The following is a 21,634-nucleotide window of genomic DNA, read 5'->3' as shown; positions in this document are numbered from 1 at the left end:
GGGGCTTTTTACTTTGAGCGACAACGTACTGCGCTGCCTTCCTGCATGGCGGGGAACTTGGCCGCGTTATTGTCCCTCCTACCAACGTTTGGCAAGCTCCCCCGCTTGCACCCACTTGTCAGCAAAACGGTACTGTTGTGCGTTGTATGCACAGGATTCAGAGGAGTAACTCTCATGACATATACCTCACACACCCGTCGATGGGCCATGACTGCGTTATTAGCCAGTGCTGCCGTACTGGCAGGCTGCGCCAGCGGCCCACGCGAGATTACGTCCAACGTGCAAAGCTACTCCAGCATGGCGGACGTGCAGCTGCCTGCGACCTACCGCATGGAACTGCTGCCCTCACAAACCCAGCAGCAAAGCTTTGCCAAGGTTGAGGCAGCAGCAGAAAACGCCCTCAAACGCGTGGGGCTGACGCGTGATCCCCGCCCTGAACTGGCCCGACTGGTCGTGCAAGTGGGTGCCACCGCCACCCAGGGGCGTGCCTACCACCCAGCCTATGACGACTGGTTCTATGGCCCCCGCTTTGGCTGGGGCATGGGCTGGGGCGGCCCTCGCATGGGAATGGGCATGGGCTGGATGGACACTCCCCCCATGGTCTATTACCGTGGCGTCAAACTGGTGCTGCGTGACCAGAAAACCCAGAAAATCGTCTATGAGACATCAGCGGCTTACGACGAGGTGTGGATGGACGACAACGTCATCTGGAACGTCTTGTTTGATGCTGCGTTGACCGACTTCCCCAACCCAAGCCAAGGCACACGCACAGTCCGCACCTTACTGCAGCCTGTGCCGGCAGCAGCCAAGGCAGCGCCCGCACCAGCACCTGCCGCAGCCACCAGCTCTAGCGGTCGCTGATTGACTGGCGCGTGCTGATGTACCTAAAAAAAACAGGCCTGCGGGCCTGTTTTTTATGCTTCGTTGATCAAGCAGTGTGCTCAGGCCACCAGCCATCGGCGCGCCGCTCCATGCGCGGACAGTCATAGGCCCCCAGCACGGCAATGGCACTGCCATCGGCGCGACGCAGTTGCGACTGCCACTGTGTGCCCTGGCGCATGGCCACAGCAATTGCTGCAATGTCAGCACCACAGCGCTCCAGCAGTTTCAAGCCTGAAACCATGGTGGTTCCAGAGCTGACCGCATCGTCCACAACCAGCACACGCTTACCCGCAATCAATGGCAGCTGGTTGGGGTCTACATACAGCAGTTTGCCCTTGCCCGGCGTTGTAATGGAGCTGACCGGCTCGGACAGCGCCTCGCTGTACCAGTACTTGCGCGAATAACCTAGTGGTACATAGCGGCTGTGACCCAGGTGCCGGGCCACCAGTGGCGCAAAAGCCAGCCCCAGCGTAGGCAGGCCCACCACCACATCAAACGCATGCTCCCTGGCTGCATGGGCCATGTGCACAGCCAGTTGCTCCACCACGTCGATAGAAGCCTGATTGGCAATCAGCGAGGCCACACAGCGCTCAGGCTGGCTGGGCATGCCGCGCAGTGGCAGCACCAGATAGCGCCCATCAGGCAAACGGGCCGGGTAGCTGCTGGCATAGGGTGGCAGTGGAGACTGGGTCAGCTCACTGGCGCTGACAGTGCGCTGCCAATAGTCGGTGGTGGCATCAAAACCCGGCAGGTTCTGGCTGGAAAGATCGGTGACGTTCATACAAAAAACTCAATCACGGCGCAGATACGCCTGTGCCAATTGCACCCAGTAGCTGGCAGTCACTGGCAGCAGGTTGTCGTTGAAGTCATAGCCTGCGTTGTGCACCATGCAGCCGCCCTCACCCACACCATTGCCCACAATAAAGTAGTTGCCCGGCACCGCGTTGAGCATGATGGCGAAGTCATCGCTGGCCTGCAGCGGCTGCAGATTGGGAATCAGCCACTGCTCGCCCAGAAAATCACGGGCGACGTTCACCGCAAAATCCGTGGCAGCCACATCGTTGATGACGGGCGGATAGCGCCATTTGTAGTCCACTTGTGCCGTCGCACGGTGCACCGCAGCCTGCGCATGGGCCATGGCCGTGATGCGCTCACGCAGTTGCTGGCGCACCTGCGGGCAGCGAGCGCGGATGGTTACGCGCAGCTCACAGGTCTCGGGAATCACATTGGGTGCATCCCCCGCATGGATGGCACCGACCGTGACCACCGCCATGTCGTTGGGATCTATCTCGCGCGAACGGATGGTTTGCAGCGCCAGCACCAGGTGCGAAGCAACCACAATCGGGTCTACCGCCACATGCGGCATCGCACCATGACCACCTTTGCCGTGGACGGTGATGATGGCCGTGTCCGAGCTGGAATACATCACCCCCGAGCGAAAACCGAACTGGCCGGCCGGATAGCCGGGTTCGTTGTGAAAAGCGTAAAGCGCATCGCAGGGAAACAGCTCAAACAGCCCCTGGTCCACCATCTTCTGCGCGCCACCATGGCCTTCTTCGGCGGGCTGAAAAATCAGGTGCAGCGTGCCGTTGAACTGTTCTTTGCGCTCAGCCATCACCTTGGCCGCTGCAAGCAGCGTTGCGGTGTGGCCGTCATGGCCGCAGGCGTGCATTTTCCCGTCATGCCTGCTCGCGTAAGGCAGGCCTGTGGTCTCTCGGATCGGCAACGCATCCATGTCTGCACGCAGCCCCAGACGCTTGCCGTTGAGGTGATCGCCACAGCGCAGCGTGCCCACCACGCCGGTGTCACCCAGGCCCCGGTGCACCTCATAACCCCACTCAGTCAGCCTGGCGGCCACGATGTCGCCAGTGCGGTGCTCCTGATAGGCCAGTTCGGGGTGTGCGTGCAAGTCGTGCCGCAGGGCCAGCATGTCTGCAGCAATCGCTGCAATCTCTGGCATCACGGGTGGATGGATCTCAGCGTGGACCGGATTGATGGGCGCAGCCATGGCTTACTCCTGCTCAATCTTGGCCGAAGTCACGATGGCCGCATAGGCCGCTTTTTCCTTCTTCAGGAAAGCCGCAAACTGCGCTGGCGTACCGCTGCCGGGTGTTGCACCACCATCCTTCAAACGCTGCTGCACATCCGGGGCCTTCAGCACAGCATCCAGCTCAGAGGCCAGGCGGGTGATCACGGCAGTTGGCGTGCCCTTGGGGGCAAACAGGCCAGTCCAGGTGTTAATTTCCATGCCTTTGAGCACAGGTGTCTCGGCGAATGCCGGTACGCTGGGAATAGAGTCAATCCGCTGGGCCGAAGTCACGCCCAGTGCATGCAGTTTGCCCTGCTGCACCAGCGGCGTTGCACTGGTGGTGACCAGATAACCCGTGTCCACCTGCCCACCCATCACGTCGTTGATGATCTGCGCGCCACCACGGTAAGGCACATGCACCATCTGCACCTTGGCGCGTTCCTGCACCATTTCCATGGCCAGGTGCAGCACCGTTCCCACGCCCGAAGTGCCATAGGTAATCTTGCCCGGCTGGGCCTTGGCCAGCGCAATCAACTCTTGCATGTTCTGGGCCGGGAAACCTGGGCGTGCCATCAGCACTACGGGAGCCACACTGACTTGCCCGATGGGCAGCAAATCGCGCTCCGCGTCGTATTTCACCGCCTTGTTCACCAGCTGGGCTACGCTGACCGGGCCGTCAAAACCCATGACGATGGTGTAACCGTCAGGCTTGGCGTTGATCGCCTTGCTCACCCCCAAGACCCCTCCGGCACCGGGCACGTTGTCTACCACCACAGACTGCCCCAGACGCTCGCTCAGTTTCTGGCCAATCAGGCGGGCCTGAAAATCCACATTGCCACCGGCACTAAAAGGCACGATCAACGTAATGGGCTTGAGCTTTGGCCACGCATTGTCTGCAAGGGCCGCATGGGGCAAGGCAACAGAAACAGCCGCAAGCGTGGCGGCAGAAAAAAAGATGCGTCGGAACATGGAAACTGCGGGGGTAATGCGCAGGCAGCCAGGGCAGCGCCTGCTGGGTGAAAGTGCGCCGATTTTGACACAGGCGCAGCATAGATGCTTGACAGTCAGACACTATGCAATCCGAAATTACCCTTGTGCATTTTTTTGCAAATATTGCGCGTTGATAGTCACCTCACCGCCTGTGTTCTTCCGGGTACAGCAACTCCATCTACAACGTGTTTTTTTGCAAATGAGCACATTGCCGCACACAGCGACACCAGGCGCACGTGGTAACTTGGAGGCATTGCAGCACGCTAGGAGTTCACGATGAAACACTGGATCAGCACCGCCCTGATGGCGAGCACTTTGTGCGGAGTTTCCTGGTCGGTACACGCCGCAAACTGGGGCGACACCCTGCGCCAGCAAGCCTCGCAACTGGGCGGCAGCAGCACCAGCGCCAGCGGTGACAGCGGCACAACCTCAGCCCTGGGCGGCTTGCTGGGCGGCAGCGGTGCCGCTGGCGGGCTGCTTTCTTCATTGGGTGTTCCGGCATCTGGCACCGCCAGCAATGCAGCAGGCGTTATTACCTACTGCATGAAGAACAACTACCTGAACGCCAACAAAGCCCAGCAGGTCAAAGACCAGTTGCTGGGCAAGCTGGGCTTGGGCACGCAAAAGCAAGAAGCGCCCAAAGACCAAGGCTACCTGAACGGGCTGGGCGGCATGATCACCGGCAGCAACGGGCAAAGCTTCAGCATGGACAAGCTCAAAGGTGACCTGAAAGAAAAAGCCTGTGATTTTGTGCTGGACAACGCCAAGTCACTGCTTTGATCCATAAAACGTAACTGCCATCAATTGCCCAGTAAGGGCAACAAGACGCAATGGCCTGCAATCGAGATTGCAGGCCTTTTCTAATGGTGGGCTTTGCTTCAACGCTCGAGCGCCACACACCCAAGACCGGCCCGCTCACGCAGCGCCCACATCCTGTGTCGTGCCAGCTACTGCATCCAGTTGATGCAATACACCGGATGCACCTTGTGATGCACTGCAGCAACTCAGAAATAGAAAAAATCTTTGCATCCAGCCATGGATTTGCTGCGTATTCCTATCAGCCGGCATTTTTCGGCTTGCAACCATCAAGGAGCACTCCATGGTCTCGATTCAAACTACCCGTAAATTGGCTTCGTTCAGCCTGGCCATTGCAATGTCAGCCACATCCGTTGCGGCTATGGCTGATGTGATGGTGGGAGGCGCAGCGATGCTGCCATCCAGAGACATCATCGACAACGCTGTCAACTCCAAAGACCACACCACGCTGGTCGCTGCCGTCAAAGCTGCCGATCTGGTTGACACCCTCAAAGGCCCGGGCCCATTCACCGTTTTTGCTCCAACCAACGCCGCCTTTGACGCACTGCCCGCAGGCACGGTTGACACTTTGCTCAAACCCGAAAACAAAGGCATGCTGACCACCATCCTCACTTACCACGTGGTACCGGGCAAGTGGGATGCCGCAGCCCTGAGCAAAATGATCAAGGACGGCAAAGGCAAGGCCATGGTGAAAACCGTCAGCGGCGGCACCCTGACGGCCAAATCAAACGGCAAAAAAATCATGCTGACCGATGAAAAAGGCGGCACGGCCACCGTGACCATTGCTGATGTGTACCAGTCCAATGGCGTGATTCACGTCATCGACAAGGTATTGCTGCCCAAGTGATAGCGCGGCCAGTGCTGCACAGGCTTTGCATGGGCTTTTGCAGCGGCCCTGCTATGTGCGCACCCTTGGGGCACCAGAGCCACAGGCACGCACTTTAAAAATCAAGCGGCTCACGCTGGCCACATCAACGCCAGTCGCTCAAAAGGCTTGAAACTTCACACGATTTCAAGCCTTTTTATTGATGCCCTCTGAGCGACTGCTGACCATTGGCAGGGGCAGCAGCACCCCATGAAACGCCGTATGCCCTGGCTGCGCACAGCTGGAGGCAGCATTGCGTTGCAAAGTCACGCAGCAGGCCTGTGGGCGTGCAAGGGCAAACACTTCACATGCTCTAGCGCCTAGGACCGGCTGCATGCGCTGATGCCCGCGCTCATTCAGCGTTGAGCGCCTGCACGCAGCAAAATCTCTTCGATCTGCTGATACCCACGCTGGCGTGCGTGTTGCAGCGGCGTAACGCCTTGGGCATCTGCCAAGTGCACATCGGCTTTGGCATCTACCAGCTGGCGCACGATGTCCACATGCTGCGGGCCACCGTTGCTCAGCACAATGGCCTCCATCAACGCCGTCCAGTGCAGGTTGTTGACGTGGTTCACATCCACGCCTGCAGCAATCAAGATCCGCACGGTTTCCACGTGCCCACGCTCTGCCGCCGGAATCAGTGCCGTGCCACCATAGCGATTGGTACTTTTCAAATCGGCACCATGTGCCAGTGTCAGCTTCAAAATCTCGTTGTGCCCACGTGCCCCTGCGTAGAGATAAGGGCTGTCCTGCATGCTGTCTTTGGCATTCACATTTGCACCGGCTTCTATCAGCACCCTGGCCACTGCCACATGGTTGTTGTGCGTGGCAATCAGCAACGCCGTGGCACCGCTGTCATCGCGCACCTCTTTGCTGGCCCCTTGCGCCAGCAATTCATGCACCACTGCCGCATCGCCTTGCAAGGCCGCTGCAAGCAATTGGCCATCCAGCGCCTCCCCGGCATCCGCATGAGCAGAAGATATTCCCACCATGACCATGACTCCCCCAAAAAATTGACGACGGTTTACGCGCATGGCTCTACCTCCTTGCAGGCGATTGTGCATAACTGTGCGGGTATCGGGATGGGATGGACTCACGCAGGGCCAGTAAGAATGCAATTATTTATCTGTGAGAGCAGCCAACGCTAGCTAGCGAAGCTTGGCGGTTCAGGTAAAGCGCAGCAGCGACGCCTCTAGCGATGCGTGAATGGTTGGCAAGCAATAACTATCCGCGCTTTCGGAATCTGGAATAGATACCTAAAAATGTTGAACTTATTTTTTGTTTTTTAGTGCTGCTATGAGTTGACTGAAATAGGTTCATCGCTCCGGTCATAAAGATAGCTGAAAACTTGATATTTTTTTGAAACACGCATGGCTTGTGCACGTGCTCAGTGACACAGCATTTTTTGTAATAAATTAACCATGTCTAATTATTACCACAGAAACTTGCTTCTTAATATTTATATTTTTATAGTCTTATCCGAAGTGAAAATGTCTCTTTTATTTTTCTCAACCCAATTATGACTTTTAGGGAGATAGCTTTGAAGTACCTTACCTTGCTAACTTTTCCACTGTTATTGACCTGTGCAGCCGCTCATGCTGATACCGGAGGTAATAAAAAAATGGTGACGGTTGGAATTTCAGACGAAACGGGCTCCTTATTTGGACTGAGCTTCGAACCACCAGACGAAGAGGGTTGGACTGTCAAAAAATCCGGTTTGTCTGTCAGACTAGAAAAAAATGCAGATTCTGCTGAAGACAGCAGAGAAATCGAAGCATATCCAATACGACTTGATGTCCCCATCTCACCAATGTCAGCTTATATAGATAATATCAAACGCAATCTTGTGAACAATTACAAAAACAATAAAGAATTTAAGATGAGTGCTTTTGATGTAATCCAAGACCCAAAGAACAGTAGATGCGCCAGATTACATATTTTATTGGAATCAAAATTACCAGACCAAGCAACTTCAGAAAAAAAATGGAGTGAACAATACTTACTCTCCTGTGGATTTCCCAAGTACAAGGGGATGGGTTTCGAAATACGGTATTACCATAGATATATTGACTCAAAAAAGATGATCAACTTATCGAAGATGCTCGAAAAGTGCTGGACAGTGTTGTGATTGACAACAACTCATAATAAATTTAATTTATTCAGCGGGTTGATTCCAAAACCCGCTGAAGTTTAAATTCAATTAAAAAATAAAATTACAAATCATTATTTATTAATCATTCGATTTAAATATCAAAAGACTTTTTATAGCTAAGGAAATTTATAAAAATTCACCTTGAATTCAAAATTACGCTGAGTATCTGATTTGCGCAGGCACTCTGGCGAATGCGTCGATAAAAGATCTTGTCGCCAAAAATGGGCCACCCATCGTATAGAAACATCTCCATACGGCGCCACAAAGACACCCACCCACCGATCTCCAGGCTATGGCGCAACGTTCTCGCAAAACAGCAGCCACCCAGCCTTCGAGAGGCACTCAACGTTGTGGCAAGAAATGCCCAACCGATGATCAGGCTGATGACTCCACGTCGCAGGTGCCATCGCAGCTTGCGCTGGGACTAGGTTGACCGCTGGGCGGGCTCAATGAGTATTGGCAGCACTGACTCACTTGGTTCGCTTGATCTAAGTGCAGAAGCAGCGCCAGTGGATCCATCGATTGACGCCGCAAAAGTCGCTCAGATCTCTAGCTCATGCACTGAAGTCATTCCGTCTCCACGGCATGCCTGAAACCCCATAGCAAGGCGCACCTGCAGATGCCCGCTTCTGGACACAAGCATTCTCAGCAACACGGGCTTGCGAGCTATGACAACCAGCAGGTCCACCCAAAAGCATGAGCGCCTGTCGCTTGTGGTAAGTCAACATCACCAAAGCATCCAGGGATTGGCTGCATGTAGAGGCAGAACTGTCTTGAACGTTACCCTCTTACGGCCTGCATCCATTGCTTAAATCCGCCCAGACGCTACTGTATGAAATCGCTATACAGCGCGCTGCCCACGCTATGGGTAGCTGATTGACACCAACAACAAGGAGACGGACATGGCTTTGAAAAAAGTGGTGCTGGGCATCTTGGCAATTTCAGGGGCTGCCGCCGTGGGCGGCTGGTTCAGTCTGGACAAAGAGACACGGGGGCTGCTGGCCACAGTGCCCACTAATCGCGATGTACTGTTCTGGACCGAACCGCAACGCGACGCCGCCTTTCGCGCGCTGGACCGCATTCCCTTCCTGGCCAAGGTGAATGTAGTGCCAGTCAGTGGCACCCCCTCCCCCTTGCCGCAAGGCGATCCTCTCAAGCTCAAAAGCGATATAGACGCCTACATGGCAGGCCAGCGCAGTGCCGCACTGCTGGTGCTACATGACGGCAAGCTGCGCCTGGAACGCTATGGCCTGGACTTTGATGGCTCGGGCCGCTGGACCAGTTTTTCCGTTGCCAAATCGTTCACCTCTACGCTGGTGGGCGCAGCGCTGAAGGACGGATTCATTAAAAGCCTGGACGACCATGTCAGCATCTACATTCCCGATCTCAAGGGCTCTGCCTACGACGACGTCACCGTACGCCAGCTGCTGACCATGACCTCGGGCGTAAAGTGGAATGAAGACTATGCCGACCCCAACTCGGACGTAGCCAAGTTCAACAGCCACCAGCCAGAGCAAGGCATGGAAGCACTGGTGAGCTACATGCGCCAGCTTCCGCGCGAGGCACCACCCGGCACCCGCTGGCTGTACAGCACGGGCGAGACCAATCTGGTGGGCACGCTGGTACAGCAGGCTACCCAAAAGCCTTTGGCCACTTATCTGGCAGAGAAAGTGTGGGGCCCTGCAGGCATGGAGCAGCAGGCCACCTGGCTTCTGAGCAAAACCGGCAAGGAGATTGGCGGCTGCTGCGTGCAAGCCTCGCCACGCGACTACGCCCGCCTGGGCCAGTTCATACTCAATGGTTCGCAGATCAACGGCCAGAGCATCGTGCCAGACGACTGGTGGAGTGAAGCGACCACCAAGCACGCCGATATTGGCCTTGCAGGGCGCGGCTACGGCTACCAGTGGTGGACCTATGACGACGGCAGCTACACAGCACGCGGCATTTTTGGTCAGGGCATCTTCATCGATCCCCAGCGCAAACTGGTAATCGTGTCCAACGCCAACTGGGCAGGCGGTGCGCGAGACCCCGTGGCCAGCGAAGCACGCGAGAACTTCTACCGCGAGGTAAAAAACGCCATCGACCAAGAGGCCGCGCTACCGGCCAAATAATGGCCGGGTCAGTGGTCACTGCAGCCCTGGGCTTGAATGACTTTTCGCAGTCTCAAGCGCAAGCATGCTTTGCAGTGACCGCTGCTGGCAACTATTGACAGTTACTGGAAGCAGCGGTCACCTTGCCCTTAAAAGAAATCGGTTCAACTCTGGCTCCAGCGCACCGAGCGGCACTTCACAGCCCTCCTCCACGCGTGCAACTTCGCGTTCACAGTCAATGAAAGTGACCAAAGTTGGCCGGGTCTGCCCCCCGGGATACTTGCTCAGCACGACGCGCAATTGCGCACCCGCCCAAGCCGCGCCATCTACCGACCATGTTCTCTCAGGCTGAAACAAGACCTTCGCGTTGCTTGCATTGCACAGCTGTGGAGACGCTACCCAGTGGGTGTTTCTGGCTTCCCATACTTCGAGCAGCAATGCAAAGCGTCCATCGGCGGAGCCAGAGCTGTGTTCATAAGCCACGGTGTGCACTCCTTGTTGAATCGACCAGAGTTTGCCTAGATAGGCTTGGGCAATCCACGTTGTTTGGTGACTTTTTTGGTGCTTTTTTGGATTTTCTGCTGGATGCTTTTGACAGAGGCCGGTTTGTCGCACCGGCGGGCGAGTAACTTTCTTGTCCGCGACAAGAAAGGCACCCAGCAAGCGCGTCTGCCGACGGCTTCCGGCAAAACTCGCTGCGCGCTTGCAGCGCTCCGCTCAAACAGCCGCCGGAGATTTGGTTTTTATGTTGACCTCACGCGACGCTTACGCACTCGTAGGCAGAGATTCACGCCTTGTGGTTTATGGCAGTGACAGGCCAACAGCCGTCTTTAAAACTGGCCCTGCAACTGTGGCAGTGCTGATGCTAGCAATGCGATGCCCGATACCGTCAGGAGCCCCAGCACAACCTGCCGGAATCGGACTTCACTGATGCCGATATACAGGCGAGCGCCGAGCAGCGTGGGCACCAGCATTGCCGGTGCCACCACTGCAAATAACGGGAGCATGTCCTTGGTCACCAATCCTGTGGCGCCATAGCAGCCCATCGTCACCAGTAGCATCGACAGGTTGAAGTTTTGGATCACCGCACGCTGCTCATCCTTGTCGAAGCCACGCAGCGTGCACCAAAGGGTGGGCAGCGTACCCGTGAAGCCGCCAATGCCCCCCATCACGCCACCTGCCAGACCCACAGCGCCATCGGCTAGCCGGCCCCCAGATTTGATGTGAGGCAAATTCTTCGCCATCAACATTGCCGGGCACCACACAACGAGCAGCATGCCCAATATCGCCTTGAACCAGTTCACGTCAAGGTGAGGAAGTAGCAGAACACCTAAGGGTACGCCTGCCAGACCACCCAGCACGAACGGCAGTAAACGCTGAATCTCGAAGCCTCGCCGCACTGTGACGGCCGCAATAATCTGCCCTGTCAATGCACCGAAAACCGCGAGTACAGCGGCCAAGCGCGGCTCAAGCGTCCAAGCCCAAAATGACATAGCGACCAAACCAAAAGCAAAGCCAGACAGCCCTTGGACGAACCCCGCGACCACAGCGCCTAGTGCTACTACAAAATAGATTGAATGCATGCTTTTCCACTCCGTCTATTAATTATGGAGAGGCTAAATAACAAAATCATTTGGTTTTAGTATTGCTCCATAACTATTTGCTAATGAGACTATGACTGCTTCCAATGAACTGCTTGCGCGTTTATCTTCACGGCTCAAGATGCGTCACCTGACACTGCTGCAACTGATCGCGCAACATGGCTCGCTGACTCGCGTGGCAGAGTACATGGCGACCAGTCAACCTGCAGTAACACACGCACTGGCCGAACTGGAAGCAATGTTCGGTGCCCCTCTTTTTTTACGCTCTGCGCGCGGCATGACACCCACGGCACTTGGGGAGGTGGCACTCACTCGCTCGCGGTCCATGCTCAAGGACCTTGGGCACTGGGTGTGCGACATGGAGTCTGCTGGCGTCGGTCGCGCGGCCCACTTGCATGTGGGCGTGATTCCGTTCATCCCCGGACGGCTACTGGCTGCAGCCATTGCCCGCACGCGACCACAGGACCGCAGCATTACGGTGACGATCCATGAAGGCACAAGTGACCATCTGCTCGAACTATTACGTGGACATGAGCTGGACTGCGTGATTGGCCGTACATCGGCCATCCTATCGATGGATGGTTTAGTGCATGAAGTGCTATACCAACAAGAGCCACGTCTGGTGGCACATCGGCGCTTGGCAACTCGATTGGGCCGAAGCCCACTATCTTGGCCGCAGCTGGCACAACTGGACTGGGTGCTAGGGCAGCGCGATACCCCAATGCGCGAGCAGATCACCGACTTTTTTCTACGCTCGGGTGTAACCCCACCGGCTCCCATCGTGGAGAGTCTTTCCGCGAAAGTTATTGGCGAGTTGATTGCGGCCAATGAGCGGGCTGTTTCCATCGTGCCTGCAGACGTCGCTGAAGAATTGGCCCGCTTGGTAGGTGTGGGCGTAACAGCACACCGTTTTGGCTGGACGCTGCCGCCTGTCACGTTGTTTCGCAGGGCCGAGGAGTCCCTGCGTGAGGCTGATGCAGTTTTCGCTCAGGCACTTCGCGAAGTGTGCAAACCTGCTACGTGACAGATGAGGCACGGTCTTCACCAGAGTGAACTTTGAGCGACAACTTTTGAGAATGCCTGATGGCCGCTTAGCGGCGGCCAGAGCTGAACGCCGCCAGTGGTCAAGTGACCATTTCGATGGGTCACAGCCTTGTTTCAGCCAAAGCAGCGCTCCTATGCTCTTGAGATGTTTGGCTCAGATCAGTCGTACATCCTGCAAGCAAGGAGCCCCATCAATCGTGTAGAGCCTGTCACCAAGAATGGGGGAGAAGCATTGTTGGTTGCTGTATTGAACCCTTCAAATGCTGCGTCTTCATTCATCTCGTTACCCAAAGAGGGCGAGAACAAGAATGCAGAGCATCTTCAGCAAGAAATCGCCTTTCGGATTGGAGTTGCTGGCAGAGGGTTTCTCGGAAACACAATGTTTGCTGCACAACTAAAAGACTGACGCTAGCTCGGTTGCTACAGGATGAGCGCCAATGGCTGGGTGGATTTGCGACTGTCGCAGTCCGGCCAGAAGCTGTCGTTCGGGAGTTAACCGCGAACAGCAGATCTAGGCTAGCGCTGACGTAGGGGCTTCAACTCCGAATCTTGGCGGCCATCAACAGCTGAACTTGATGGACTCTGGCTGCAATCTCCAAGAATTGGCATTCAAGGTTTTCCGCTGCCCTTGTCGGAGGCGACCCCGACCCACCGCCTTGACGACGATTCACCGTGCCTTCAGGCAAAATCCAAATGATTGGACCAAGCCTGGCGTCAGGTCTGCCGGGAAGCCCACCTTGAAGAATGGAAAAGCATCAATGTCACTGACGAAGAAGGGCGAGTTCTGGTACGGGACGACGTCCGGCGACACGCAAGCCGAACTGCGCAACTACAGCGTTGCGAATCGCCATGAGGCCGTCCGGTTTGCCTCGTCCAAATGCGATTGCGGGTGCCGGACTTTTGCGCTGCAGACCGATGAAGAAGCCGGCGTGGCAATCCGCACCTGCTCCGACTGCGGGCAGGAACACCTGATGGGCGACAGCGCGGACTACGTTGAAGAGGCCACCCCCGAGGCGCACCAGTGCGTGTGCGAGAACGAGGTATTCGAGCTGATGTCCGGCGTCTCCGTGTACAAGGGCACACATGACGTGCGCTGGTACTACATCGCTTGCCACTGCGTGGAATGCAATCTGGTTGGGGTCTTCGCAGACTGGAAGTGTGAAGCTGGTGATGCGGCGGCCTTCCTCGCCAAGGTATAAGCGCGCCCCCTTGATCCTGCTCGCAGGATCAAGGGGGCGAGGAGTGTCATGAGGTGGTTGGTGGACTTGCCTGTATCAATGACGGCAATCGATGCGTAGCAGACATTTGCCGCCGAGGCACGAACGACTGCAATCGGTCGTAAGCAGTCTCTAGAACATCTCCGTTTCAATGACCAAAGCGCATGCGTCGCACGTCGGCTTTGAAGAAGTCCTTCATATTTGCGGCGGTTGTTTGAGCAGAGTGACGAAGGAACGCCGCGAGTTCCGCCGGACAAGCCCGCTGCAAACGTCGTCTTTTCTTTCCCCGTTTTCTTTTGACGAAGCAAAAGAAATCGGGTCACCGCTGGTCGACTACCGGCACTCGGACAAGAGCGCAACAACAAACAATTAAAAAGAAGCACAAGCCATAACTACTAACGCATGCCATACAAGCGCTAGAGCCCAAAAGCAATCATCCATAAAAAAGGCCCACAACCTAAGCTGTGGGCCTTCGAGCCAAACCTGAAAGATTTAAAGCCAGCTTTCCAAAAGCAGCGCGCTCAATGCACGTGCGCAATATCCGGAATTGCCGCCATCAAATCCTTGGTATAGGCGTGTTGCGGGTCATCCAGCACCACCTGTGCATCACCTACTTCCACCAGCTTGCCCCGCTGCATGACGCCAATGTCATCACACATGTGGCGAATCACTGCGAGGTTGTGGCTGATGAGCAGATAGGTCAGGCCAAACTCGTCCTGCAGATCACGCATCAGGTTCAGCACCTGTGCCTGCACCGATACGTCCAGCGCTGAGGTGGGTTCATCACAGATGATGAACTCGGGCTGGCTGGCCAAAGCACGTGCCACAGCAATGCGCTGGCGTTGGCCGCCAGAGAACTGGTGCGGGTACTTGGTGACATCGTCGGGCTTCATGCGCACACGGCGCAGGGCTTCCTGGACGCGGGCGGCGGTTTCTTCCCTGGTCTGCGTGATGCCCAGCACCACCAGCGGTTCGGCAATCAGCTTCTCCACTGTCCAGCGCGGATTCAAGCTGGCATAGGGATCTTGAAAGATCATCTGAAACCGGCGGCGCATGGCCACGGTTTGCGCAGCAGGGCTCCACTTGTCCACGCCATCAAACAAAATGGTGCCGCTGGTCGGCGGTGTCAGGCCAGCCACCATGCGTGCCACAGTGGATTTACCCGAGCCAGACTCGCCCACCAGCCCAAAGGTGGTGCCTTTGCGGATATTGAAGCTGACGTGGTCAGCGGCCTTGAGGATTTTCTTTTCCTCGCGCGCCAGCAGGCGGGCCAGCCAGCCAGAGGACAGGTCATAGTCCTTGCACAGGTCTTTGACCTCTACAAGTGGCCGGACGCTTGCGTCGCTAGCACCAGCCGCAGCTTCTTTCGGTGTCCACGGCACCGCTTTAGCCACTGGCCCACCGCCAACTTCGGGCACCGGCAGGCGCTCTACCCGCTGATGCACGCTGGGAATGGCGGCCATCAGCACCTGCGTGTAGGGGTCACGCGGGGCATCCAGCACCTGGCGCACCGCACCGGTTTCCAGCACACGACCGTGGTACATGACCATGACGCGATCGGCCGTTTCGGCAATCACACCCATGTCGTGCGTGATGAGCATGGCAGCAGCGCCGCGCTCTTTGCAGACCTTGCGCAGCAGCGCAATGATTTGTGCCTGCACCGAGACGTCAAGCGCCGTGGTGGGCTCATCTGCAATGATGAGTTCTGGCTCGGCACACAGGGCCAGTGCAATGGCTACGCGCTGGCGCATGCCGCCAGAGAACTGGTGCGGGTACTGGGCCATGCGCTCTTTGGCGTGCGGAATTTCCACCTCTTGCAGCAGCGCCAGGGCGCGGGCTTGGGCTTCTTTTTCTGACACGGGCAAGTGCGTGCGAATGGTTTCTACCAGATGGTCGCCCACGGTGTAGACCGGGTTCAGGCTGGTCAGCGGATCTTGAAAGATGGTGCCAATGCGCTTGCCACGAATGCGGCGCAGCTCTTCCCCCTGCAAGTTGTCGATACGCAGGCCGCGCAGCTCTACCGTGCCGCTGGAGATGCGACCGGGCGCTTCAATCAAGCCGGTGACGGCAGAACCCGTCATGGACTTGCCTGCGCCCGACTCACCCACCACGCCCAGAATTTCTCCGGGCCAGATGTCAAAGGAGACATCGTGCAGCACATGCACGGGGCCTTTGTAGGTATCAAACGTGACGCTGAGATTGCGCACCCGCAGCACGGCAACTGCATCAGGCACGGGGTTGTGTGTGTCTGTTGTCATGTTCATTGCAGCTTGGGGTTCAAAGCGTCGCGCAGCCAGTCGCCGACGAGGTTTACGGACAGGGCCAGTGCCAGCAGCACCAGCGAGGGGAACAGCAAAATCCACCATTCACCCGAGAACAGGAAGCTCTGGCCAATGCGGATCAGTGTGCCCAGCGAAGGCGCAGTGGGCGGCAGGCCCACGCCCAGGTACGACAGCGTGGATTCGGCCACGATGGCGTGCGCAAAGCTGATGGTGGCAATCACCAGGATGGGGGCCAGCATATTGGGCAGGATGTGCTTGGTGAGGATGGCGGTTTGCGAGCGGCCAATGAGCTGGGCGGCCAGCACATAGTCTTTCTGCTTTTCCACCATGACCGCACCCCGCACCGTGCGCGCGTACTGCACCCAGTCAGACAGGCCAATGGCGACGATGATGACAAACACGGCCATGTCATCGCGGTAGCCCTCGGGCAGCAAGCCACGGGCAATGCCAAAGATCAGCAGCGCCACCAAAATGACCGGGAAAGTCAGCTGCACATCGGCAATGCGCATCAGCAGCGTGTCAAACCAGCCACCGGCATAACCGGCGATCAGGCCCAGAGGCACGCCAATGATGAGCGACAGCGCCACGGCAGCCACACCCACAAACACCGACATGCGCAGGCCATACAGGATGGCCGAGTACACGTCGCGGCCCTGATCGTCAGCGCCCAGCGGGTAGAACATCTCGCCCATGCCCTGGCTCCAGGGCGGGGTGAAGGCATCCATCAAATCCAGGCTGCCCGGATCAAACGGGTTGTGCAGCGCCAGCAGCGGCGCGCAGATGGTGGCCAGCACCAGCAGTGCCAGCACAGCGGCAGCCACTTGCACCAGGCGCGACTTGGCAAAGGCGCGCTTGACTGGCGAGTCGCTAGCTTTCCAGCCCGTGGGCAGCGCCACGTCTTGTTTCACAGATTCAGTCATTGCTGCCCCCTTATTTCTTTCGCAGGCGGGGGTCCACCAGCACATACAAAAAGTCCACGAACAGATTGATCACCACGTACAGCAGCGCAATGAACATCAGATAGGCCGCAATCAAGGGCACATCGACACCCTGCACCGAGGAGATGAACAGCAAGCCAACGCCGGGCCACTGGAACACGGTTTCCGTCACGATGGCAAAGGCAATCAGCGAGCCAATTTGCAGGCCCGCAATGGTGATGACGGGAATGAGCGTGTTGCGCAGCGCGTGGCCAAAGTACAGGCTCTTTTCATGCAGACCGCGCGCGCGGCCAAAGCGGATGTAGTCCGAGCGCAGCACCTCCAGCATCTCGGCACGCACCAGGCGCATGATCAGCGTCATGTTGTAAAAGCCCAGCGTGATGGCCGGCATGATGAGTGCGGCCCAGCCCGAAGCAGTGAGAAAGCCTGTTTGCCAGCCCCCGATGTCGACCGTCTCGCCCCGGCCAAAGGAAGGCAGCCAGCGCAGCTCGACAGCAAACACGTAAATCAGGCCGATACCAATCAAAAACGTGGGCAGTGAGACCCCGACCAGCGAGACCGTCATGATGGAGCGACTGAGCCAGCCATCTTTCTTGATGGCGGTATAGACCCCCAGAACCACGCCAATGAGCAGTGCAAAAAAGGCCGCAGTCATTGCCAGCTCCAGAGTGGCTGGCAGGCGCTCGGCAATCACCTCGGCCACGGGGCGCTTGAGGCGGTAGGAGATACCCAGATCCCCCTGCACGACCTTGCCCACATAGGCCAGGTATTGCATGGGGACGGATTTGTTAAAGCCCAGGTCTTCAACCAGGGCGGTGCGTTCTTCCAGCGTGGCGTCTTCGCCTAACAAGCTGATGGTGGGGTCACCAATATGGCGAAACACCATGAAGGAAATAAGCGAGACGGCCAGCAGTACCAAAACTGACTGGCCCAGTCTGCGCAGCAGATGGACCAGCATGTTGTTACTTCGCGTTCTTGTTGAGCTTCATGTCCTTGAAGTGCACCACGTTGTCCGGGTGCACGGGAACGTTGATGGCTTTGATGGACGCGAAATGGATGACCTGGTCATGCAGCGGGATGTAGAAACGATCTTTCTGCACCACATCCCAGATTTGCTTGATGGTGGCGTTGCGCTTGCCCACATCGCTTTCTGAAGACAGCGAGATGATCTTGTTGTCCAGATCGGCATTGCTGTAGTGGGTGGCGTTTTGTGCGCCACGGCCTTCCTTGCCACGGGTGGCCACCAGGAAGTCAAAGATGTATGCCGAGTCGTACGTTGGCACGCCCCAGCCGTACAGGTAAAAGTCGCTGTCGGCATTCACGATGGACACGCTGTGCTGCGCAATGGGGCGCGATGCCACTTCGGTCTTGATGCCTACGCGGCCCAGGAAGCCGGCAATGGCGGTGCTGATGGCCTCGTCATTCACATAACGATCGTTGGGGGTGTGCAAGGTGATGGTGAAGCCGTTGGGGTAACCCGCTTCTGCCAGCAGTGCCTTGGCTTTGGCAACGTCAGCCTTGGGGTAGGCGGCCATGGACTTGTCGTAGCCATTGACAAAGGATGGGGCCATTACGCCCGAGGGGTTGGACAGGCCACGCATGACCGAGCGCTTGATGGCGTCGCGGTCAATTGCCAGCTCCATGGCATGGCGCACCTTGGGGTCGGCCAGCGGGTTCTTGCCCTTGACGTTGCTGGACTTGAGCTCTGGCGATCCCACATTCAGCCCCAGAAAGATGGAGCGGTTTTCCGGGCCTTCGTTGATGCGCAGCTTGCTGTCTTGCTTGAGGCGCGCCACGTCTTGCGCGGGAATGTCCTGTGCAAAGTCCACTTCACCCGACAGCAGTGCGGCCACGCGGGTGGCTGGCGACTTGATGGGCAGATACACCAGCTCTGTCACTTGCAGCGCGTCTTTGCCCTTGCCCCAGTAGTTGGGGTTTTGCTTCATGACGGTCTTGCTGTCCACCTCGCGGCTGGCCAGTGTGAAAGCGCCAGTGCCGTTGACGGCACGGGTGGCACCATTTTCAGTCTTGCTGGTGGCGTCTTGGGTGTCTACAGCGCCATTGGCCTTGGCCCACTCTTCATTCATGATGAAGATGTTGGTCAGGTTGTTCGGGAAAATGGGGTTGGGGCCTTTGGTCTTGACCTGCACGGTCAGATCATTCACGGCTGTGATGGTGTCCACCGATGCCAGCAGCGACTTGACCTGCGCATTGGGGCCTTTGGCGCGGTTGAGCGAGAAGACCACATCCTTGGCAGTCAGCGGCTTGCCGTCATGGAACTTCACATTCGGGCGGATTTTGAATTCCCAGACCGTGGGGTCGCTGGGCAGCATCTTCCACTCGGTGGCCAGCAGCGGCAGCAACTTGCCGTCGTTGGAGCGGTTCAGCAGCGTCTCATACATCTGGTGCATCAGCACAAAGTTGGTACCTGTATTGAACACATGCGGGTCGAGCGTGGTCACATCGGCCGATCGCGTCCATCGAACGGTTTCAGCTTGCGCCAGCGTGGCCGTGGAAAGCAGGCCTGCGGCCAGCAGGGCGGTGCCCAGGGTCTTCAAAATCATGTTTGTCTCCATCTTCATAACGAGGTGAAAGGTTGCCTGTATGCCACGGACTGCGCGAATGCCGCCCTAGGGTTTGCCTTGGCAAGCAAAAATCAGACCGCTTATCGGCGCTACTGTTTTGTGTACATGTTTATAGCGCGGCCCTTCAAGCTTCACGCAATAAGCTCATGCATTTATCTGTCTTCACGCAAAAAACCTTGTTTTCCTGAAACAGACAAGCTATGCAAAGAATGCCGGACAATGCTGGCTTTCACTGCCTGTCGGCAGATGCTTTGTTTGTTGAATTCAGGCGCCATTGGCGCCCCTGCCGCATGCACGCTACCCGCATCATCGCCATCCGCCATGGCGAAACTTCCTGGAATGTTGACGCTCGCATTCAAGGTCATCTGGACATTCCTCTCAACGACATCGGCCTGTGGCAAGCGCAGCGCACGGGCGCGGCGCTGGCCCATGAGCACCTGGATGCCATCTTCAGCAGCGACTTGCAGCGCGCCCTGAGCACCGCTCAGGCAGTCAGCCAGACCACGGGCTGTGCGGTGCAGCCCGACACGGGCCTGCGCGAGCGCTGCTTTGGCAGTTTTGAGGGCCGCAGCTTCAAGGACATTGAGGCCGAGCATCCCGAACAAGCGCTGCGCTGGCGCAAGCGTGACCCCGACTTTGTGCCCGACGGTGGGGGTGAGTCGCTGCACATGCTGCGGGGCCGGATCCAGCACACCGTTGACCGGCTGGCGGCGCAGCACACTGGCGGCCAGATTGCGCTGGTCGCCCACGGCGGGGTGATGGACATTCTCTACCGCCTGGCGACACGCCAGGATTTGCAGGCACCACGCTCCTGGGAGCTGGGCAACGCAGCCATCAACCGCTTGCTGTGGACACCGCAAGGCCTGACGCTGGTGGGCTGGGGCGATGTCTCCCACCTTGCCAATGCGTCACGTGACGAATTTGTCAGTTAAACAAAAAAAGAGCTGCCAGCGCTTATGAGCGCTTGTTTTTAGATAGTTTTCTATCTGAAACGTAGAGCTGCAAAGCGTTAGGCGCTCTTTTTTATGCAGGTCGATGTACTGTCCTGCCACTGAACAGCCACTGCGCAGTGGCACGCGTTTGATGCTGCCTGGTGGCATGGTGCTGTGATGTGATGGAAAGCACCGCATCTTCAACATCCATATCCACACCCATATCAGCCACAGCAGGCGTGTGCGTTACGACGTCCAAGGCTGCCCATCGGCTGCCAGCAGCTCGCCCTTTTTCTGCACAATCAGGCCATAGCACTCCGGGTGGCGGTGCAGATCAAAGTTGAACGTGGTGCGCTTGTACACGGCGCAAAAATCAAGGTCTGCACGCCCCAGCACCACCTCATCGTCTTTGGTGGTGCAGCGCGCCACCACCTCGCCAGACGGTGCTACCAGCAAGCTGCCCGCAATACTGTCCACCCCCTCTTCCAGCCCGCCCTTGGCAACACTGGCCACCCAGCAGCCATTTTGGTAAGCCCCGGCCTGCACAGACAGCTGATTGTGAAACAGTGACAGGTCATCGTGCTGCGGTGCAGGAGCGTTGTGCACCGGCGTGTTGTAGCCAATGAAGATCATCTCTGCGCCTTGCAGCGCCATCACGCGGTAACTCTCGGCCCAGCGGCGGTCGTTGCACAGTGCCATGCCCATGGTGCCGCCAAAGCCCTGGTACACGCCAAAGGACTGGCCCGGCGTGAAATAGCGTTTTTCCAGGTGCTGAAATTTGCGCCACGGCTCATGCTCGAAGTGGCCGGGCACATGAATCTTGCGGTACTTGCCGATGATGGTGGCGCTCTTGTCCACCAAAATTGCGGTGTTGTACTGCATCAGCTGCTCGCCCTCTTGGGCCAGCTCGGCGTAGCCCAGATAAAACCCGATACCCAGCTCGCGTGCCAGATCGAACAGCGGCTGCGTTTCGCGGCTGGGCATGGCGCGCTCGTAGTAGCTGTGCAGCTCGGTCAGGTCCTGGATGTACCAGCGCGGAAAGAACGTGGTCAGCGCCAGCTCGGGGTAGACGATCACATCTGCGCCCAGACTTTTTGCCTCGCGCATCATCTGGCACAAACGCTGCACCACGCTGGCGCGGGAATCAATTTTTTGCACCGGGCCAAGCTGACCCAGGGCGACATTCACAATACGGCTCATCACGCTCTCAC

21 protein-coding genes are annotated in these 21,634 nt (G+C 57.3%); 10 read left to right on the top strand and 11 right to left on the bottom strand.

The features are described 5' to 3' along the window. The first annotated feature begins 174 nt into the window (after positions 1–174). On the top strand, positions 175–861 hold the full coding sequence (locus tag H9646_RS07220; protein ID WP_191722668.1) for a DUF4136 domain-containing protein: 687 nt from the start codon (positions 175–177) through the stop codon (positions 859–861). A gap of 67 nt (positions 862–928) precedes the next feature. On the opposite strand, the gene H9646_RS07215 is transcribed toward H9646_RS07220, so the two are convergent. Genes H9646_RS07215 through H9646_RS07205 form a run of 3 tightly spaced genes read right to left on the bottom strand, consistent with a single transcriptional unit; the run spans position 929 to position 3,880 of the window. Next, entirely contained in the window at positions 929–1,663 is a 735-nt protein-coding gene (locus tag H9646_RS07215) for a phosphoribosyltransferase (protein ID WP_191722667.1), read from the bottom strand. Positions 1,664–1,672: 9 nt separating this feature from the next. Continuing rightward, positions 1,673–2,890: a M20 aminoacylase family protein gene (locus H9646_RS07210; protein WP_191722666.1), complete on the bottom strand. Its 1,218-nt coding sequence runs from the start codon at positions 2,888–2,890 to the stop codon at positions 1,673–1,675. 3 nt (positions 2,891–2,893) lie between these two features. Then, the gene (locus H9646_RS07205) at positions 2,894–3,880 is read right to left on the bottom strand and encodes a Bug family tripartite tricarboxylate transporter substrate binding protein (protein WP_191722665.1); all 987 of its coding nucleotides are present in this window, start codon (positions 3,878–3,880) and stop codon (positions 2,894–2,896) included. Between the two features lie 297 nt (positions 3,881–4,177). Here H9646_RS07205 and H9646_RS07200 point away from each other — a divergent pair, with 297 nt between their 5' ends. Both H9646_RS07200 and H9646_RS07195 read left to right on the top strand, forming a co-directional pair. Then, positions 4,178–4,681: a DUF2501 domain-containing protein gene (locus H9646_RS07200; protein ID WP_191722664.1), complete on the top strand. Its 504-nt coding sequence runs from the start codon at positions 4,178–4,180 to the stop codon at positions 4,679–4,681. 319 nt (positions 4,682–5,000) lie between these two features. Beyond that, entirely contained in the window at positions 5,001–5,564 is a 564-nt protein-coding gene (locus tag H9646_RS07195; RefSeq protein WP_191722663.1) for a fasciclin domain-containing protein, read from the top strand. A gap of 374 nt (positions 5,565–5,938) precedes the next feature. On the opposite strand, the gene H9646_RS07190 is transcribed toward H9646_RS07195, so the two are convergent. Then, positions 5,939–6,616 (bottom strand): ankyrin repeat domain-containing protein, encoded by a 678-nt coding sequence (locus H9646_RS07190; protein ID WP_191722662.1) that lies wholly within the window; start codon positions 6,614–6,616, stop codon positions 5,939–5,941. Between the two features lie 506 nt (positions 6,617–7,122). On the opposite strand from H9646_RS07190, the gene H9646_RS07185 reads away from it, so the two are divergent. Then, positions 7,123–7,710, top strand: coding sequence for a hypothetical protein (locus H9646_RS07185; protein ID WP_191722661.1), 588 nt, complete (start codon positions 7,123–7,125; stop codon positions 7,708–7,710). Positions 7,711–8,636: 926 nt separating this feature from the next. Then, positions 8,637–9,845: a serine hydrolase domain-containing protein gene (locus H9646_RS07180; protein WP_191722660.1), complete on the top strand. Its 1,209-nt coding sequence runs from the start codon at positions 8,637–8,639 to the stop codon at positions 9,843–9,845. Positions 9,846–9,962: 117 nt separating this feature from the next. Here the strand turns inward: H9646_RS07180 and H9646_RS07175 are convergent, their stop codons facing one another. Both H9646_RS07175 and H9646_RS07170 read right to left on the bottom strand, forming a co-directional pair. Continuing rightward, positions 9,963–10,307: a hypothetical protein gene (locus tag H9646_RS07175; RefSeq protein ID WP_191722659.1), complete on the bottom strand. Its 345-nt coding sequence runs from the start codon at positions 10,305–10,307 to the stop codon at positions 9,963–9,965. A 347-nt stretch (positions 10,308–10,654) separates the two neighbouring features. Beyond that, positions 10,655–11,407: a sulfite exporter TauE/SafE family protein gene (locus tag H9646_RS07170; RefSeq protein ID WP_191722658.1), complete on the bottom strand. Its 753-nt coding sequence runs from the start codon at positions 11,405–11,407 to the stop codon at positions 10,655–10,657. A 91-nt stretch (positions 11,408–11,498) separates the two neighbouring features. Here H9646_RS07170 and H9646_RS07165 point away from each other — a divergent pair, with 91 nt between their 5' ends. From H9646_RS07165 to H9646_RS07150, 4 genes are all read left to right on the top strand, one after another. Next, positions 11,499–12,449: a LysR substrate-binding domain-containing protein gene (locus H9646_RS07165; protein WP_191722657.1), complete on the top strand. Its 951-nt coding sequence runs from the start codon at positions 11,499–11,501 to the stop codon at positions 12,447–12,449. 129 nt (positions 12,450–12,578) lie between these two features. Next, positions 12,579–12,875, top strand: a complete 297-nt coding sequence (locus H9646_RS07160; RefSeq protein ID WP_191722656.1) for a hypothetical protein — start codon at positions 12,579–12,581, stop codon at positions 12,873–12,875. Positions 12,876–13,227: 352 nt separating this feature from the next. Next, positions 13,228–13,668 carry a hypothetical protein gene (locus H9646_RS07155; RefSeq protein WP_191722655.1) on the top strand — a complete coding sequence of 147 codons (441 nt, stop codon included), beginning with the start codon at positions 13,228–13,230 and terminating at the stop codon, positions 13,666–13,668. A 169-nt stretch (positions 13,669–13,837) separates the two neighbouring features. Further along, entirely contained in the window at positions 13,838–14,059 is a 222-nt protein-coding gene (locus H9646_RS07150; RefSeq protein WP_191722654.1) for a hypothetical protein, read from the top strand. Positions 14,060–14,207: 148 nt separating this feature from the next. Here the strand turns inward: H9646_RS07150 and H9646_RS07145 are convergent, their stop codons facing one another. Genes H9646_RS07145 through H9646_RS07130 form a run of 4 tightly spaced genes read right to left on the bottom strand, consistent with a single transcriptional unit; the run spans position 14,208 to position 19,470 of the window. After that, positions 14,208–15,944 (bottom strand): ABC transporter ATP-binding protein, encoded by a 1,737-nt coding sequence (locus tag H9646_RS07145; RefSeq protein WP_191722653.1) that lies wholly within the window; start codon positions 15,942–15,944, stop codon positions 14,208–14,210. A 2-nt stretch (positions 15,945–15,946) separates the two neighbouring features. Then, positions 15,947–16,888 (bottom strand): ABC transporter permease, encoded by a 942-nt coding sequence (locus H9646_RS07140; protein WP_191722652.1) that lies wholly within the window; start codon positions 16,886–16,888, stop codon positions 15,947–15,949. 10 nt (positions 16,889–16,898) lie between these two features. After that, positions 16,899–17,864 carry an ABC transporter permease gene (locus H9646_RS07135; protein WP_191722651.1) on the bottom strand — a complete coding sequence of 322 codons (966 nt, stop codon included), beginning with the start codon at positions 17,862–17,864 and terminating at the stop codon, positions 16,899–16,901. A gap of 4 nt (positions 17,865–17,868) precedes the next feature. Continuing rightward, positions 17,869–19,470, bottom strand: a complete 1,602-nt coding sequence (locus H9646_RS07130) for an ABC transporter substrate-binding protein (RefSeq protein ID WP_191722650.1) — start codon at positions 19,468–19,470, stop codon at positions 17,869–17,871. Between the two features lie 311 nt (positions 19,471–19,781). Here H9646_RS07130 and H9646_RS07125 point away from each other — a divergent pair, with 311 nt between their 5' ends. After that, a complete protein-coding gene (locus H9646_RS07125) occupies positions 19,782–20,423 on the top strand; it encodes a histidine phosphatase family protein (protein ID WP_191722649.1) in 642 nt (213 codons plus the stop codon). Positions 20,424–20,669: 246 nt separating this feature from the next. On the opposite strand, the gene H9646_RS07120 is transcribed toward H9646_RS07125, so the two are convergent. Continuing rightward, the gene (locus H9646_RS07120) at positions 20,670–21,623 is read right to left on the bottom strand and encodes an N-carbamoyl-D-amino-acid hydrolase (RefSeq protein WP_191722648.1); all 954 of its coding nucleotides are present in this window, start codon (positions 21,621–21,623) and stop codon (positions 20,670–20,672) included. Positions 21,624–21,634: the final 11 nt, after the last annotated feature.

Source organism: Comamonas avium (assembly GCF_014836675.1).
Taxonomy (GTDB): Bacteria; Pseudomonadota; Gammaproteobacteria; order Burkholderiales; family Burkholderiaceae_C; genus Comamonas; species Comamonas avium.
This window is presented reverse-complemented; position numbering and strand designations above follow the sequence as displayed.

What these genes read in the sequence shown, in the direction of transcription:
- H9646_RS07220 (WP_191722668.1), top strand. Translation starts at nt 175, where the DNA reads ATGACATATACCTCACACACCCGTCGATGGGCCATGACTGCGTTATTA.
- H9646_RS07215 (WP_191722667.1), bottom strand. Translation starts at nt 1,663, where the DNA reads ATGAACGTCACCGATCTTTCCAGCCAGAACCTGCCGGGTTTTGATGCC.
- H9646_RS07210 (WP_191722666.1), bottom strand. Translation starts at nt 2,890, where the DNA reads ATGGCTGCGCCCATCAATCCGGTCCACGCTGAGATCCATCCACCCGTG.
- H9646_RS07205 (WP_191722665.1), bottom strand. Translation starts at nt 3,880, where the DNA reads ATGTTCCGACGCATCTTTTTTTCTGCCGCCACGCTTGCGGCTGTTTCT.
- H9646_RS07200 (WP_191722664.1), top strand. Translation starts at nt 4,178, where the DNA reads ATGAAACACTGGATCAGCACCGCCCTGATGGCGAGCACTTTGTGCGGA.
- H9646_RS07195 (WP_191722663.1), top strand. Translation starts at nt 5,001, where the DNA reads ATGGTCTCGATTCAAACTACCCGTAAATTGGCTTCGTTCAGCCTGGCC.
- H9646_RS07190 (WP_191722662.1), bottom strand. Translation starts at nt 6,616, where the DNA reads ATGCGCGTAAACCGTCGTCAATTTTTTGGGGGAGTCATGGTCATGGTG.
- H9646_RS07180 (WP_191722660.1), top strand. Translation starts at nt 8,637, where the DNA reads ATGGCTTTGAAAAAAGTGGTGCTGGGCATCTTGGCAATTTCAGGGGCT.
- H9646_RS07170 (WP_191722658.1), bottom strand. Translation starts at nt 11,407, where the DNA reads ATGCATTCAATCTATTTTGTAGTAGCACTAGGCGCTGTGGTCGCGGGG.
- H9646_RS07165 (WP_191722657.1), top strand. Translation starts at nt 11,499, where the DNA reads ATGACTGCTTCCAATGAACTGCTTGCGCGTTTATCTTCACGGCTCAAG.
- H9646_RS07155 (WP_191722655.1), top strand. Translation starts at nt 13,228, where the DNA reads ATGTCACTGACGAAGAAGGGCGAGTTCTGGTACGGGACGACGTCCGGC.
- H9646_RS07150 (WP_191722654.1), top strand. Translation starts at nt 13,838, where the DNA reads ATGACCAAAGCGCATGCGTCGCACGTCGGCTTTGAAGAAGTCCTTCAT.
- H9646_RS07145 (WP_191722653.1), bottom strand. Translation starts at nt 15,944, where the DNA reads ATGACAACAGACACACACAACCCCGTGCCTGATGCAGTTGCCGTGCTG.
- H9646_RS07140 (WP_191722652.1), bottom strand. Translation starts at nt 16,888, where the DNA reads ATGACTGAATCTGTGAAACAAGACGTGGCGCTGCCCACGGGCTGGAAA.
- H9646_RS07135 (WP_191722651.1), bottom strand. Translation starts at nt 17,864, where the DNA reads ATGCTGGTCCATCTGCTGCGCAGACTGGGCCAGTCAGTTTTGGTACTG.
- H9646_RS07130 (WP_191722650.1), bottom strand. Translation starts at nt 19,470, where the DNA reads ATGATTTTGAAGACCCTGGGCACCGCCCTGCTGGCCGCAGGCCTGCTT.
- H9646_RS07125 (WP_191722649.1), top strand. Translation starts at nt 19,782, where the DNA reads ATGCACGCTACCCGCATCATCGCCATCCGCCATGGCGAAACTTCCTGG.
- H9646_RS07120 (WP_191722648.1), bottom strand. Translation starts at nt 21,623, where the DNA reads ATGAGCCGTATTGTGAATGTCGCCCTGGGTCAGCTTGGCCCGGTGCAA.